Consider the following 15,518-nt stretch of genomic DNA (forward strand, 5'->3'; position numbering starts at 1 on the left):
ACTGGTCAGCCGAGAACAGACGCTTTGAAGCCAGTCGCCATCTCGGATGCGTGGGCGAGCATCGCTGGATCTGAGACGTTCTGATAGTCGACGCGCGGCGTGTAGGGACCTTCCAGTCGCTTTGCCTCGTCGTCGCTGAGCATGATCGACAACGCTACCACGGCGTCATCGATATGCTTTGCCTTCAGAGCGCCGACTATCGGCGCCGCCACGACGGGATTTCGCGGCAGCCAAGCAAGGCCAATCGGCCAATCTGGGCCATGCTGACGCCACGCTCGTTCGCGATGTCGGCCACGGCGTCGACGATCTTCCGATCGCTGTCGCTCGGTATGTCTTCATATGATGTGGCGTATTTCTCGGCCTGTGTACGGGCCGTTGTCTCGCCCCAAGGGCGCGAGCCGGCCGCGGCAGAGCGGACTATAGAGGATGGTCTGCACACCTTCGTCCGCGCAAAGCGGAAGCATCTCGCGCTCTTCCTCGCGGCCAAGCAGGTTGTAATTGTCCTGCATGGAGATGAACCGAGTCCACCCGTTCGCGGTCTGCAGGCGCAATGCCTTGGCAAACTCTCAGGCTTTCATCGAAGAGGCGCCCAGGTAGCGGACCTTGCCGGACTTCACGAGGTCGTGCAACGTTTCGAGCGTCTCCTCCCAAGGCGTCAGCTGGTCGCGCCGGTGAATGTGATAAATGTCGATGTAGTCCGTCCCGAGACGCCTTAGGCGGTGATCGACTTCAGTCAGGATCGCTTTACGGGACAAGCCGATTGCGTTCGGCCCGTTGCGCATGGGCGCGGAAACCTTGGTGGAGATCACCACCGCATCCCGGTTGGCAAAGTCCTTTAACGCCCTGCCCAGGATCTCCTCGCTCGCGCCGTTCGAGTAGAGGTTGGCGGTGTCGAAGAAGTTGATGCCGTTCTCGATCGCATGACGGATCAGCGCGCGGCTGGATGCACAAGGAATAGCCATTTCTTGCAGAAACCATGCAGGCCGTGCGCTCTGTGCATAGGTGAGATGAAAGACTATCGCTGGTTTAAATCGTTTGAAATAGCTATATTTCAGTCATCGAAACGACGCCAGAGCCAATCGGGTTGCTGACGTCGAGCAACCCTCAGGAAAGGGGATCTAACATGAACGTAGCTCGCACTTTCAACAACTGGCGCAAGTTCCGCAACACCGTCAACGAACTTGGTCGTATGTCCGATCGCAATCTGCACGACCTCGGCATCGACCGCGCAGAGATTCGCAGCGTCGCTCGCGCATCAGTTACGCGCTGATTGCACGACACTAAGCTTTCGTGATGCTCGACGCCCGCTAATGACGCGGGCGTTTTTGCGTTAAGGCCCATATTTCGGGTCGGTCCTCTCAATTTGTTCATCGATGTTTGCTTGAGGCCTCACTCCGGAACAGTGCCCCTCGGAATGTTGGCCGAGCGGCGACCGATCCGTTCGCTGGCAGAACGATTTCTGATGCGAGCGAGGGTGTAACAAGACGTGAGCGTCGGCTCCTCCATGGCCTATTTGGACGCCTTCATCTGCCGAGCCAAAGCCTCAGCCAAGGCAAGCATTTCCAGGTCGACCGGCTGTCGGAACCCCCTGTCGTTGAGGTGGAGTACAAGATCCCTGGTCGCAAGGTTTCCGGCGGCCCCCGGCGCATAGGGGCACCCTCCGAGTCCAGCCACAGCGCTATCGAAGATGCGAACACCGTGACCAAGCGCCACGTCGACATTGGCCAGTGCCTGGCCGGACGTGTCGTGGAAATGGCAGGCGAGGTGATCAGCGAGAACGGATTGCCTCACGGCCGCAAGCATCGCGTCGACCCGCTCCGGCCTCGCACGGCCGATCGTGTCAGCTACCGCGATCTCGCCGCAACCGATTCCGACGAGGCTCTCAGCCACCTCGCGCACCGCGGCCGGATTGATCGCGCCCTCATAGGGGCAATCCACAGCGCAGGAGACATAGCCGCGCACCGGCAGGCCATGCTCTCGCGCGAGCGTAAGAACGGGTCGGAAGCGCTCGATGCTCTCCGCGATCGTACAATTGGTATTCTTCTGCGCGAAGGTCTCCGAGGCGCTGGCGAAGACCGCCAGTTCCTGGGCGCCGGCAGCAATAGCTGCAAGCGCGCCTTTCTCGTTCGGGACGAGGGCCGAGAGCAGTAGTCCCGGCCGCCGGACGGCGTTGCGCATGACCGCATCATGATCCGTCATTTGTGGCACCCATTTCGGCGACACGAACGCCGTCGCCTCGATGCGGCGCACGCCTGCATCGGCCAGCAGGCGGATCAGTTCGAGCTTGTCCTCCGTCGAGATCACGCCCTTTTCATTCTGCAGCCCGTCGCGCGGGCCGACCTCGACGATGGTGACGTTCCGATCTTCAGCCATCAATGCACCGCCGCATACATGATCTTCTCCTCGGTAGCGTCCTCGATCGCCATTTCCTCGACGATCCGGCCCTGCCGTGCGACCAGGATACGATCGGAGATGGCGAGGATCTCCGGAAGATAGGAGGAGATGACGACCACCGCGGCGCCGGCATCGGCGAGCTTCTGGATCATCTCATGGATCTCGGCGATGGCGCCGACGTCGACACCGCGCGTCGGCTCGTCGAAGATGACCAGTTCCGGCGTCTGGATCAGGCTTTTGGCGATCACCACCTTCTGCTGATTGCCGCCGGAGAGTTCGACGACCTTAGCATTCTGGCGGATGGTGCGGATATGCAGACGCTCGATCCATTCCGCCGCCTCGCGCCGCGCCTGCGACAGGGTGACGACGGAGGCCGGATTGCCGCGCTTCACCAGCTTGCCGTAGAAGATGTTCTGGGCAATCCCCATCGTGTCGAACAGGCCGTCGAGCTTGCGGTCCTCTGTAATATAGGCGATGCGATTGTTGATGGCGCTGCGCGGCACGTTGAAACGCACGGTTTCGCCATTGAGCTTGATGCGCCCGCCATGGAAGAAGTCCCGCTTCAGAACGCCAGCGGCGATTTTCATCATCTCCGTGCGGCCTGCACCGACGAGGCCGAACATGCCGGTGATCTGGCCGGCGAACACCGACATCGTGGCACTGCGCACCGCCTTGCCCATTGAGACATTTTCCAGCGCCAGCACCTTTCTGCCGGCCGGCCGAGCGGTTCGTCGCTTCGCGTTGCCGTAGAGCTCGTCCTTCAACTGCCGGCCGACCATGGCCTGCACGATCCTGTCGCGGGTGAAGTTCCCGACATCGTCCGTGACGACAAGCTCGCCGTCGCGCAGGATCGAGATGCGATCGGCAATATCAAGCGCTTCCTCGAGCGCGTGGCTGATGAAGATGATTGAGCCGCCATCGGCCTGCAGCCGCTCGACCAGCGCGAAGAAATGCTGCTTTTCTTCCGGTGTGAGCGTCGCCGTCGGCTCGTCAAAGATGAAGATCCGGGCATTGTGCTGCACTGCCCGGGCAATCTCGACCATCTGCTTCTTGGCAGCACCCAGCGAGGAGACCAGCGCCGTCGGCTCGACATGGAAGCTCAGCCGCTGCAATTGCTGCTGCGCCCTGATGTTGACGCCGCGCAGGCGATTGAAGAAATTCTCCTCGCCGAGGAAGAGGTTCTGCGCCACGGTCATGGACGGGACGAGGTTGGTTTCCTGGAAGACCATGGCGACGCCGTGCGACAGCGCATCGCCCGGCGAGGTGAAGCTGCGCGGCTCGCCCTCGACCAGCATCTCGCCCGCGGTCAGCGGATAAAGCCCGGCCAACACCTTGGTCAGCGTCGACTTGCCGGCGCCGTTCTCGCCGAGCAGCGCATGCACCTCGCCCTTCCGCAGCGTAAAATTGACATTCTTGAAGGCTGCGACACTGCGGAACTCCTTGGTGGCATTCCTGAATTCGACTATGTCGGTCATGGCCGTGCCTCCGCGGTCAGGTCCAGCCGGACAAGCGTGCCCGCGCCGCGCGAGGCGACGTAGAGCGAGCCTTCGAATTCCGCCAGGCAGGCGATGCCGTGGATCCTGCCATCGGCGCGGGAATGATAGCTGGCGACCGGCTGCATGCCGGCGTCAAGGCGAACGACCAAGCCGTAGGAGCGCGACGGCGCCCAGGGTTTCATCACCCCCATCTGCCGAACGGAGCCCGATTGCAGTGGCTGTTCCTCATCGCCATTGTCGGCGAAGTCGGGACCGATCCATGCTTCGGACGGTATGGTCGCCATCATCTCCGACCGGTAGTCTTCTTCGTTGAGCACAAACTCGGTCAGCTGGCGGCGCGGTGCAAACAGCGCCAGCCAATAGCCTCCATCCGATGCCGGAGCGAGCCGGGCAGGGTAGGCGGGCAATTCGCCGAGCAGGATGTACGGTGCGGCACCAGAAGCGAGCGCGACAATCCGGTGCCGCCAGCTTTCCGTTGCGACTACCGCGCCATTGGCGAGCCGCGCGATGCCATATGGGAAAGCCATGCCGCTCTGCAGCACCTCGGTCTTGCCGGTGGAAAGCACATGGCGGATCAGCTGGCCTGTGGCGCCATGGCTCATCAGATCGCGTTTCCAGTCGGACATGGGGTGCTGGCGCGAACCGACGGTCAGCAGCAGATTGTCCGCGCCGTCGAACAGGCTAGCGGTGATGCAGGACGTATATTCGAGCGGCAGATCGAGTTGCCGGCGATCGCCCGAGGGCGTGACGATCCTGACGCCGGTGCCTTCGATCGCGACGGCGATGTCTCCATTCGGGTCAGCCGCCAGCATGGTGATCGGCCCGTCGAATTGGCGAACGAGGCTCGTGCTCCGGTTGCCGACGTCGATGCGGAACAGGCTGTTGCCGCCGGAGCAATGCAGCCCGGCCGGCGACGCGACAAGATTGTCGATGGATGGCAGGTCGAGCACCCGTTCGGCTGTGTCGAGCCGATTGTTGGGTTTGTAGACGCCATCCATTGGCGGCACGCTCAGCGCATCCTCGTCGCCGCGGCCAAACAGAGCGGAAATGCGGGAAAAGATGCCCATCAATCCTTCCCCCAATAATCCTTACGTGCCGTCCAGCACGGATCGGCGTTCGACAGGCGGATGCGGCCGATACGGTTGTTGGAGACGCCGCCGAGATAGAGATAGCCCTTGTGCTCGCAGGTCGAGGTGATCGAGGGATGATTTTCGCCGGCGCGATCCCAAAGCACGTCGAGGATTTCGCCGTTCTCGGAGATTTGCAACACGCAGCCGCGATTGACATTGGGAAACAGCCATTCGTCCGCTGCGATCCGCTTGGCCATGCGCTTGCGGAAACCGGGCTTTTTCATCGCGAGGTCGAACGTCCGGGTCCGGAGGCCGAGGAGCGCCACCCAATAGGTGCCGTTCGAGCCGCGATTGATGTTGTCGGGGTAGCCGGGCAGGTTGGCGACCAGCACTTCTCGCCGGCCCTTGTTAGGCCCGTCGAACCAGTAGCGCGAGATGCGGCAGGCCCAGGTCTCGGCGAAAATCAGCGACTGGCCGTCGCGGCAGATGGTGATGCCGTTCGGGAAGATCAGGCCGCGCAATAGCGTGCGTGTCTTGCCGCTGCGCGGATCGTGGCAGATCAGCCGGCCATTGCCGCGGCCTTCGAGCGCATCGACCACCCAGTCGGCCATTTCATAGCGGATCGTCGCCTCGCTGAAGAAGATGCGGCCGTCCGGCGCGACATCGAGATCGTCCGGCAGCCGCAGGCGGGAATCGTCGATGACCGACAGCCAGCTGCGGTTGGTTTCGTCGGTAACGCGGTCGATCTTGCCGTCCGGACTGACCTTGTAGACCCCCATGCCGCCGACGCAGGTCAAGAGGTCGCCGTTTTCCGCGAAGGAAAGGCCGAGCGGGTGGCCGCCGATGCGGGCGAAAATCTCGCTTTTCTGGTAGTCGGGTGCGAGGAAGCGGACGATCGTGCCGTGGCGCGTGCCGGTATAGAGATTGTCGTTGCGATCGAGCACCACATCCTCCGGCCCCTCGACCTCGCCGAGACCGATGATCTCGACATCGGCGAGCCGGTCGTTCAGGCGAAACGGATCATTGGCCGCCTTGTTGCGCTCGGGCAGTTCGAGATAGGTGGGCGAGACATAGACCTTGCTCAGGATCTTGCCGCGGTTCTTCACCCATTTGGCGTCGAACAGCACGGCGAGGATAAGGACCAGGCCGAGCAGCAATTGGTTGACGGAGCCTGGCGTCGACATACGGATCAGGCCGTTGGTGAGGATCAGCACCAGGATTGCGCCGATGATCGCGCTGCCGACCGAGCCGCGTCCGCCGCCGAGCGACACGCCACCCAGGACAACGGCGGTCAGCACCTGAATTTCCAGGCCGATGCCGGTATCGGCGCCGGTGCTGCCGAGACGGGCGGAAAACAGGAAGGCGGCGATCGCCGTCAGGATGCCCGAGGTCAGGTAGGCCATGCAGACCGTGCGCTTGACGTCGATGCCGGCATTGTAGGCCGATTTGCGCGCCCCGCCGACAGCTCTCAGCCGCCAGCCGGGACGCAGGCGCGAGAGCGTGATGTGGATCGCGACGGCGATGACGACGAAGATCAGGAACGAGATGGGGAAGCCGTGGAAGTCGCCGAATCCAAGATAGTCCCAGGTCGGCGATTCCGGCGTATTGCCGACGATCGCGCTCGCCAGCCTTGGGAAGATGATGTCGTAGATGGCGCGGTAGATGACCAGCGTCACCAGCGTGGTGATGAAGGCGCGCAGCCGGAGATAGCCGATCAGCACGCCATTGAGCAGGCCACAGACGAGCCCCGTCGCCAGCGTCATCGCCAATGCCGCCGGAAGCGGCAGGCCGAGCACATTCATGCCGACCAGCGCGGCGAGCACGCAGAGCGCAAACATCGAACCGACCGAGAGGTCGATGCCGCCGGACATGACGACGATGGTCAGAGCCAGCGCGATCAATCCGAACTCGGCGAGCTGCCGCGAAAGGTCAGCGATATAGGCGGCATTCAGAAGGCCGGGAATGACCGAGGCCATGATGATCGTCACCACCAGTAGGGCGGCGACGGGAATGGCGCTGTCGATCCAGTTCTTCGACAGGATTTCTCCGACCAGGCGGCCGGAGAAATACCTGTAGCGCAATTGCGTCAGCGTCTTGCTCTGCGCCATGCTCACCTACTTCAGCTCATCAAGTGTCCAGCAATTGCGCTGGTTGACGTTCGCCTTGGTGATGAGCGTCAGCGGATTGAAGTACATGGTCTTTGTCTCGCCGGCCGGGCTGTCCGACATCAGCAGGCGAGCGATCTCCTGGTTGAGCAGGTCACCCTGCAGCGGTACGTTGTAGCTGATGTAGAGGTTGAACAGGCCCTTGGTGACATTGTCACAGCCAACCTTGTTGCCGCCGCCGGAGGTGACGAGGAAGACCTGGTCGCTCTTGCCGGCTTCCTTGATCGCCGACGCCGTGCCGGTGTCCTGGTTGTCCCAGATACCGATGCCCCCGCAGAGGTCGGGGTGCTGCTGCAGCACGGTCGCCATGATCGAGCGTGCTTTTTCCGGATTGTATTCCGTTGCCTGCTGCGACACGACCTGGATGTCGGGATGCTGGCTCAGCACCTTGTAGATGCCGTCGAGCTGGAAGACGTCCGACGCCGCCGTCGGTACGCCGGTGTCGATGGCGATTTGGGTGGAAATGCCCTTGCCCGTGTCGCACTTGTCGACGATCGCCTCGGCCGCCTTCTGGCCGATCTCGGTCCAGTCGGCGCCGACATAGGAGTCGGTGGTGGTATTGGACTCGAGGTTGATCTGCACGATCTTGATGCCGGCCGCCTGGGCTTGCTTCAGAAGCCGCGCGTAGGACTGGATATCCGGATTGTGGATGACCATCAGGTCGGGTTTTTCGGTGATCAGCGACTGGATCGCCTTTGTGCCGGCGTCGGTGCTCCAGGCCGGATCACGGATCTCGAACTTGTAGCCGAGACGGTCGGCTTGCTTGCGCATCTGCGCCGCCCATCCCTCGGTCAGGTCGAAGCCCATGGAGAGCGGCACGAACACCACCTTCTTGTCCTTCATCGACGTGTGGAACGTGGTGCTGCGCGGGTTTTCGAGACCCTTGTCCTGCGCGGCGGACCAGCTAAGCCCGGCGGCGACCATGACGGCTGCGAGGGCGATTGTCTTCAAGGCACGTTGCATATTCTCCTCCCTAGTTATCTTCAGCTACAAAGATCAAAGGTCTCCCTGCTGCGAAGTCTGTTCATCGCGCGGGTTGACAATGGAATCGGCGACGATCGCCAAGAGCAGGACCACGCCTTTCACGAGGTTCTGGATCGTGTAGTCGATATTCATGATCGTCATGCCGTTGAGCAGGATGCCGACGAAGACCGTGCCCAGGATGACATTGCGGATGCTGCCGTGGCCGCCATTGAGGCCGATGCCGCCGAGCACCACCACGAGCAGGATGTCGTAGATCATCGTCGAATTGAACAGCCGCGCATTGATGGCATTGGCCGACGAGGCGAGGATAAGTCCGGCGACGAAAGCGATGAAAGCGCTGATCGCATACTGGGCGACGATCATCGGCCGCATAGGAATGCCCGTCGTCCGCGCTGCGTTGGGGTTGTTGCCCATCGCATAGACCATCCAGCCGAAGCGTGTCCGCGACAGCACGAAATGGAACAGCGCACACAGCACCAGGAAGGCGATCACGGTGACGGGGATGCCCAAGACGTTGCCCTGGCCAATCAATGCGAACCAGTCGGTGTTGACGGGGACGTTCTGCATTTCGAGGGTGAAAAAGAAGGTGCGTCCCGTGCCGTAGATGACCGATCCCGCGGCCAGAGTGGCGAAGATCGGCGGCACGTCGCCGAAAGCGATCAGCGCGCCGATGATCACGCCGGAGAGGATGGCAAATCCCGCGCCGATCAGCAGCGCCAGAACGAACGGATAGCCGGCGCCGGTGATCACGAAAGCCCAGGAGACGGAGACGACCATGATCGCGATCATGGAAACGTCGATGCCGCGCGCGATCACCACCAGCGCCATCCCCAAGGCGAGGATGCCGAGGATCGAGACGCTACGCACCAGCACCAACAGATTGCCGGTGCTCAGAAAGCCCGGCAGCAGCACCGAGAACAGCACGAAGGCAATCACGGCGAGCGTGAAGACGATGCCTTCCTGCGTGGCAATGATCTTGCGAGCGAAGCCTGTCTTCGACGGATTGGGCTGATCGGAGCTGGCGACGGACATCGAACTCAGCCCCCGAAAAGCTTGACGATCGCCGGCACACTGAGAAGCGCGGCGTAGTACCCCATGAACTGCACGCCGGTGTTGAAGCCGATGATCCGGTAAAGAAGTCCGCCGACAAGACCGATCGTGAGAATGACGCCGAGCGCGAGCAGCCCGCCTTCCCACAGCCCGATCACCAGGACGAGGCCGACAAAGGTCCCGATAATCGCTTCGTGGCTGACGTAGCGCGACACGAAGGCGGCTGCGCTGCGGGCATGGTTCATCGCGAAGGGATAGGCGATCAATGCAGCGATCGCGACACCGATCAATCCATAGACGAGAAACTCGAAGGGGGTCAGGAGATTGTGGAGGTTGTTTACCGCGCCGGTCGCTGCGTCCACCGTGAAACGCGGCGGTGCGTTATAGAGTGGCGCCGCCGGACCTGCGGCGACGGGGCTTAGCGGCAAGCCGAAGGCGATCAATGGGATGAGCGCCTCGGCAATATAGGTCGATTCCGTCACGCCGTTTTTCACGCTCAGGACGGTCGTCAGCCGGTGATAGGCCTGCTTGATCCGGGCGCCGACGATTTCCCCGGCGATCACGGTCGTCGCAACGGGGCTGAAGACGAAGGTCGCGCTGGAGACTGCGGCGGAGGCAGCCGTCATGCGAAGCTGCAACGGGTCGAGGATCTTGAATGGGCTCGGGAAGTAACCGCCCCAGCCGCGAACATCAGGCGCAAGCGAAAAGCGGCGATGCTCCTTCCGGTCGATGCGCGGCGCCTCAAGCGGTGACAATGCCGAAAACAGGTCCGCAACAAGTGGCCCGATGGCGATCCCGAGGAAATAGCTCACGCTGAGCTTGACGCCGTGTTGGGCCGTCAGGCTCTGCAGGCCAACAATCAGCATGATGAACGGTATCAGGGCGACGACAGAAGCCCAGCGGCCGGCCGAGAAATAGGCGATGAAGACCGCAGCAGCGATGAATATCCACGGAGCGGCCGATGTGATCGCCTTTCCAAACGGGGATAGCAGAAGTGCGAAGAGAACGGCGAGCGGAACCGCGATGAAGGCCGAAAGCACGGCGCCCGCGAGCATCTTGCGAAGCGCCACATGCGGAGCTCCGAGATTGCGCATTGTCGTCGCCTGCTGCAGCAAGGGCACGGCCATCGTGTCGCCTGGAATTCCCAGGAGTGCCGTCGGGATGGCATGCGTCATGTGTTTCGACACGGCCGCGGCGATCCAGAACGTGAAGACTCCGACGGGCGGAACGCCGAGGAGAACCACGAGAAGCGTGATCGGCGCGATAGTAGTCGTTTCATCGGTTCCCGAGATCAGGCCAATCGCCGAAAACAGGATTGCACCTACCAGGCCCATGCCGACGGCCACAAGGACGTCAAATAGAAGACCTTCCATTGTTCAATTTCCTCCATCGCGCGACGGCATTGTCGGCTGGAGCTGCCTTTGCTCATAGGCTGCGAATGCATCGTAGAGCCCGACGTCTCGCATTTCGGCAGCGACAGCGTCGGGAAGGTCTTCGACTTTGCCGATCGAGCCGGTTTCGATGACGAGCTCGTCAAGTGCGGCGGTCCGCCAGGCTCCGTCGCCGACCTCATCCAGCACCTGACGCTTCGGCTTGAAACGGAAGGCGCAGGTCGCCCCGCCCGCAACACAGCCAAGCAGACCGGCAAGCATCGCCAGCGCTCTCGCGAGGCTCTTGTCGGCGACGGTGGATTGGAACAGAAGACCGGCGGCCCAGTAGGTGGCGAGACTTACGGCGGCGCCGATGACAATGGCGATGGCGAGCTCACGCCGGGAAACGACGTCTCCCCAGATTTCGGCCAAGCCCGTTTCCGATGAGGAGCCGGCCGCCACCTGCCCCAGGTGGGGCTCTGAAATGCTCCCGACAGAATTCATGATCTTCCTCCCGATCAATTGTCTCCGGCATCGAAGCCCTCCAAGCCGCGTGCGGATCCTTATGTTTCGCTCATTTTGAAGCGCGTATGCTCTCCAGGATCTCCTGGGCACGATGCGCCCGCACATCGTGATCGGCGGCCAGTCGCTTTGCGACCTCGTCGATCTCGGGTCCGGTCGCGCCTGCGCCGATTGCAATATTGCGGGCATGCAGAGCCATGTGGCCCCGCTGGATGCCCTCCGTTGCAAGGGCGCGCAGCGCAGCCATGTTCTGCGCCAGTCCGACCGCGACAGTGACCTCGGCAAGTTCCTGCGCCGACGATACGCGCAGCACCTGGAGCGCCGCCTGCGCCGCCGGATGGGTTTTCGTGGCGCCGCCGATCAGTCCGAGCGCCATGGGCATCTCGAGCGTTCCGACGAGGTTGCCCTTCTGGTTGATCTCCCAGGTCGACAAGGAGGTATAGGAACCGTCGCGGCAGGCATAGGCATGGGCGCCGGCTTCGATGGCGCGCCAGTCGTTGCCGGTCGCGACAACGACCGGGTCGATGCCGTTCATGATGCCCTTGTTGTGCGTTGCCGCCCGATAGGGGTCGATCGCGGCGAACTCGTAGGCGTCAACGATGCCTTCGATAATCCGCCGCCCCGAAAATTCCTTCGTGGCCAGTGCAGCCTCGTCGACCTCGACATAGGCGCGGGCCAGTCGCAGGTCGGCAAGGTTCGAAAGGATGCGCAGGCGCGCCGTGCCACCGGTCAGTTCCTCGGCGATCGGCGCGACCGCTTCCGCCATGGTGTTGACGGTGTTCGCGCCCATGGCGTCTCGCACGTCGACCAGGAGATGAACGATCACCATCGGGCCGCGGGCGGAGGACCGGAAGACATGGACCTCGACATCACGGCAACCGCCTCCGAAACCGACGAGGACGGCATCCTTTGCATTAGCGGCGTCGACAATCCGGTCTCTCGCCGCCAGGATATTGAGGCGAGCCCCATTTGGATCGTCGACATTGAGGATCTGGATCTGCGCCCTCATGACCGGCGCAGTGCTCGACGTCTTGAACCCGCCCCCGGAGCGCGCGATCCGGGCCATATAGGACGCGGCCGCGACCACGGACGGCTCTTCAACCGCCATCGGAATCAGATAGTCACGCCCGTTGATCTGGAAATTCGTGGCAATGCCGAGCGGCAACGCGAAGGTGCCGATCACGTTTTCGATCATGCCATTGGCCCGATCGATGTCGAGCGCGCCGTCCCCGAAAAGGGTCGCCTTGTCGGCATCGGAGAGCGAAACGGCAGCGGCAACTTTTGCCAGCCGTTCGGCGGGCGAAAGGTTACGCATATTTTCAAGTCGCGAGTTGATGGATGGGCGCGAAACGCCCTTGTTCACATCGGCCAAAGCCGCCTCCTATGCGAATTTTTAGAATCCTCTTGATGGATTTATCACCACTTTGATACCCTAAAGAAAAGGTACACTTTAAGAATATTGTCTGAAATTGTACCCATGGGAGGGATGTGCTTGAAGAACGCGAGAGCTGCAGCCGCCAAAGCCCCAACCTTGGCGGAAGCCGTCGTGGCGAAGTTGCGCGAAGACATTGGCTCCGGCGCGCTTCCCCCCGGAAGCCGTCTTCTTTCCATCCGCAAGGCCGCAGAGGCCTTTCAGGTCTCCAAGAATACCATCGTCGAGGCCTACGACCGATTGGCTGCCGCCGAATTGGTCGCGGCGCGCAAAGGATCCGGTTTCGTCGTGGTCCATGCGCCGGGTGGAACCCAAAGACCGAAACATGTCACCGAAGCCGTAGACATTGCTTCGCTTCTGAGCGCGCAGCTCGATCAGGATTTTCAGATCCGTGTCGGTGACGGTCGGCCGCCGCCGTCATGGACCGAGCAGTCGGAGATCAGGCGGCATCTCGCCTCTTCGGGGCGAGCCCTGCTGGCTGAGTCGGACGCCTATGGCTCGGCGCTTGGTTTTCAGCCGCTTCGTCAGCAGATCGCAAGCCGCCTTGGGGCACAGCACATCGAGGCTCGTGACGAGAACATCCTGACGACCTTCGGCGCCAACCACGCCCTCGATCTCATCATCCGCAGCATGCTGGTCGCCGGTGACACGGTCCTGGTCGACGAGCCAGGCTACTATCCGCTCTTCGCCAAACTGGCTTTGGCCCAAGTCCGGATGGTCGGCGTACGTCGAAATCCGGATGGACCCGATATCGCAGACCTCACCGACAAGCTGATATCGGAACGGCCAAAGCTATTCTTTACCCAGTCGCTCGGACACAATCCGACGGGCGGTTCGATCGCCTTGCCGGTCGCCCATGCGGTGCTCACAGCGGCGGTGCGACACACCCTGATCATCGTCGAAGACGATCCCTTCGCCGATTTGCCATCCCTGTCGTTTCACAGGCTTGCGACGCTTGATCAACTGAACAATGTCATATCCGTCGGTACGTTTGCGAAGACGCTATCCGCCAGCCTGCGCTCCGGGTTTATCGCCGCCCGTCCGGACAGGATCGCAGCGCTTGCCGAACTCAAGATGCTGACGACGGTGAACAGTTCCGGGCATATTGAACGCCTTTTGCACAGGCTGATCGCGGAAGGCCATTACGACCGGCACCTCAAGCGCCTATGGCAGCGCATTGAAAGCGCCTCCAGCAAGGTTCAGGAGAAATTGCATCACGGCGGCTGGGCGACCTATTCGGATCTGACCGCAGGCTATTATCAGTACCTGCTTCTGCCTGAAGATGTCAGCGACCTCGAACTCGCCCGGGACGGCGCCAAGGAAGGCATCTTCATCGCACCCGGAAGTGTTTTCTGTGTCGACAAACAGGCCCCGCTATCACGGGGAATCCGGATCAACGTCTCGCGTGCCGATGATCCTCGCTTTTACGACTTCCTTCTGCGGAATTTATGAGCTTCGGAAAATGACCGTCGAGCTCCGCCCCTCGTTGCTCGGCTCGACGGCCATGCGCGAGCTTGGGAGGATGCGCGCACGTAAAGTATAAGCGACAGCGGGCGCGACGGACACAAGCGTGATTGGCAAAGTCCAGAAAAAAGCAACCCAGATTGGTAAAGTGCTTGATCAGAACAAACGTCGCGATCCGCGGCTTGCGTTTTGAACCCGTTCGACGAGCCGGGGAGTGGCTAGCGACCTTATCGCCGATCCGATGCTCCGCCCCGCGGGAACTCCGAATTTTGAAATGCCGCCGCGCTCATGTCAGTCAGGGCAACTTCGACGTTTGCTCTATCAGCATCGCCAATGCCTCGAATGCCGTTGGACGATGGCACCACGGTCGTTGCGGGTTGCTCGCGCGATTGATCCTGGACCATTCTTCGGCCCCGCCATCGAACTCCAGGCTGCGCGGTGACGCTGATAGAAGGAACCTGCGATGCCTCCGGCGGCCTCGCGCCGATAAACTATGAAGAGGGGCCCGGGTTCTCGGGAGGCCTCAATGGCGCGACCGACTCGCGTACGATCATTTCACATTCCAGCTTCACCTTGTGGCTGTCATGCGGCATGCGCGGCGCGGCGATCATCTCGGCAAGCTTCTCGACCGCATAGCGCGCCATATCGGAATGCGGCAGCTGCAAGGTGGTTAAAGGCGGCAGCATGTCCGACGTATAGGACTCATTGTCGAAACCGATCACGGACAGGTCGCGCGGGATCGCGAGGCCTGCCTCCTTCGCGGCCTCGTATACGCCCATGGCGATACGGTCGCAGAAGCAGCAGATCGCCGTCGGTGGATCGGCGAACGTCTGAAGCCGTTTGAAGGCTGCGTAGCCGCCCCGGATCGTCCAGCTCCCCTTGATGATAAGATGGTTATCGACCGGGATGTCGCGCATCGTGAGCGCGCGGCGGTAGCCTTTTATCCGCTCCCGCGACGCCTCAATCGAGTCCTCGCCGCCGATATAGGCGATGCGCGTGTGGCCGGCGTCGATAAGAGACAAAGTCGCCTTCATGACCGCAGCGAGATCCCCTGGCACGACGCTCGGCATAGGCGTGTCTGTGGCGTAGCAGTTCAGCAGCACCGTCGGCCTGTCGGCAAGCTGTGGTGGCAGGCTCACCTGTTGGGTGATCAGCCGCGCGTAGATGACGCCGGCGGCGGCCGAAACGATGACTTGCTCGAGTGCGGATTGCTCCGCTCCTTCATCACCTGCCGTCGGCATCACGGAGAGCAAAAGCCCCAGCTCGTTTGCAGCCTCCGCCGCCCCGTCGATCAGGCCAGCCACATGCGGCGAACTCGTGACCTCGTTAATGAGCATGGCAATCACCGGCCGGCGATCGATCCTGCGCGCCGGAGTGCTGTAGCCCATCCTGGCTGCGCTCTGCAGCACGGCCTCGCGGGTCGCCACGGAAATACGCGTTCCCGGCGCATTGTTGAGAACGAGTGAGACGGTCGCCTGGGAAACTCCGCAGGCAACAGCAATATCGGACATTGTCGGCTTCTTCGACACGCAAACCCCTTCAAAACAGCATTTTGGGATTACCACGAAGCT

12 protein-coding genes and 1 pseudogene are annotated in these 15,518 nt (G+C 61.8%); 2 read left to right on the plus strand and 11 right to left on the minus strand.

Annotated elements, in window-relative coordinates; all coding sequences use genetic code 11:
- Positions 1 to 5: 5 nt before the first annotated feature.
- Positions 6 to 962, minus strand: a pseudogene (locus ACJJVH_RS19495) (aldo/keto reductase).
- Between the two features lie 161 nt (positions 963 to 1,123).
- Between ACJJVH_RS19495 and ACJJVH_RS19500 the strand changes: the two are divergent.
- Positions 1,124 to 1,270, plus strand: coding sequence for a DUF1127 domain-containing protein (locus ACJJVH_RS19500; RefSeq protein ID WP_412065825.1), 147 nt, complete (start codon positions 1,124 to 1,126; stop codon positions 1,268 to 1,270).
- 239 nt (positions 1,271 to 1,509) lie between these two features.
- Here ACJJVH_RS19500 and ACJJVH_RS19505 read toward each other — a convergent pair whose 3' ends face one another.
- The 9 genes from ACJJVH_RS19505 to ACJJVH_RS19545 all read right to left on the minus strand — a co-directional run bounded on the left by ACJJVH_RS19505 (position 1,510) and on the right by ACJJVH_RS19545 (position 12,366).
- Positions 1,510 to 2,373: a hydroxymethylglutaryl-CoA lyase gene (locus tag ACJJVH_RS19505; RefSeq protein ID WP_412065826.1), complete on the minus strand. Its 864-nt coding sequence runs from the start codon at positions 2,371 to 2,373 to the stop codon at positions 1,510 to 1,512.
- Positions 2,373 to 3,869, minus strand: a complete 1,497-nt coding sequence (locus ACJJVH_RS19510) for a sugar ABC transporter ATP-binding protein (protein WP_412065827.1) — start codon at positions 3,867 to 3,869, stop codon at positions 2,373 to 2,375. Before ACJJVH_RS19510 ends, ACJJVH_RS19505 begins: the two co-directional genes overlap by 1 nt.
- The gene (locus tag ACJJVH_RS19515; RefSeq protein ID WP_412065828.1) at positions 3,866 to 4,957 is read right to left on the minus strand and encodes a hypothetical protein; all 1,092 of its coding nucleotides are present in this window, start codon (positions 4,955 to 4,957) and stop codon (positions 3,866 to 3,868) included. Before ACJJVH_RS19515 ends, ACJJVH_RS19510 begins: the two co-directional genes overlap by 4 nt.
- Positions 4,957 to 7,068, minus strand: a complete 2,112-nt coding sequence (locus ACJJVH_RS19520; protein ID WP_412065829.1) for an ABC transporter permease — start codon at positions 7,066 to 7,068, stop codon at positions 4,957 to 4,959. The genes ACJJVH_RS19515 and ACJJVH_RS19520 overlap by 1 nt, the downstream gene beginning before the upstream one ends.
- Before the next feature lie 6 nt (positions 7,069 to 7,074).
- Complete coding sequence (locus ACJJVH_RS19525) at positions 7,075 to 8,088, minus strand: sugar ABC transporter substrate-binding protein (RefSeq protein WP_412065830.1); 1,014 nt, start codon at positions 8,086 to 8,088, stop codon at positions 7,075 to 7,077.
- Between the two features lie 33 nt (positions 8,089 to 8,121).
- The gene (locus tag ACJJVH_RS19530) at positions 8,122 to 9,141 is read right to left on the minus strand and encodes an ABC transporter permease (protein ID WP_113452407.1); all 1,020 of its coding nucleotides are present in this window, start codon (positions 9,139 to 9,141) and stop codon (positions 8,122 to 8,124) included.
- A 5-nt stretch (positions 9,142 to 9,146) separates the two neighbouring features.
- A complete protein-coding gene (locus tag ACJJVH_RS19535; RefSeq protein ID WP_412065831.1) occupies positions 9,147 to 10,532 on the minus strand; it encodes a tripartite tricarboxylate transporter permease in 1,386 nt (461 codons plus the stop codon).
- A gap of 3 nt (positions 10,533 to 10,535) precedes the next feature.
- The gene (locus ACJJVH_RS19540) at positions 10,536 to 11,033 is read right to left on the minus strand and encodes a hypothetical protein (protein WP_412065832.1); all 498 of its coding nucleotides are present in this window, start codon (positions 11,031 to 11,033) and stop codon (positions 10,536 to 10,538) included.
- 70 nt (positions 11,034 to 11,103) lie between these two features.
- Positions 11,104 to 12,366 carry a hydroxymethylglutaryl-CoA reductase, degradative gene (locus ACJJVH_RS19545; RefSeq protein ID WP_113452427.1) on the minus strand — a complete coding sequence of 421 codons (1,263 nt, stop codon included), beginning with the start codon at positions 12,364 to 12,366 and terminating at the stop codon, positions 11,104 to 11,106.
- Positions 12,367 to 12,537: 171 nt separating this feature from the next.
- Between ACJJVH_RS19545 and ACJJVH_RS19550 the strand changes: the two genes are divergently transcribed.
- Positions 12,538 to 13,935 carry a PLP-dependent aminotransferase family protein gene (locus ACJJVH_RS19550; RefSeq protein ID WP_412065833.1) on the plus strand — a complete coding sequence of 466 codons (1,398 nt, stop codon included), beginning with the start codon at positions 12,538 to 12,540 and terminating at the stop codon, positions 13,933 to 13,935.
- Positions 13,936 to 14,438: 503 nt separating this feature from the next.
- Here the strand turns inward: ACJJVH_RS19550 and ACJJVH_RS19555 are convergent.
- Positions 14,439 to 15,458, minus strand: coding sequence for a LacI family DNA-binding transcriptional regulator (locus tag ACJJVH_RS19555; protein ID WP_412065834.1), 1,020 nt, complete (start codon positions 15,456 to 15,458; stop codon positions 14,439 to 14,441).
- Positions 15,459 to 15,518 lie beyond the last annotated feature (60 nt).

This window comes from Rhizobium sp. SYY.PMSO (assembly GCF_046840415.1).
In the GTDB taxonomy this organism is placed as follows: Bacteria; Pseudomonadota; Alphaproteobacteria; order Rhizobiales; family Rhizobiaceae; genus Rhizobium.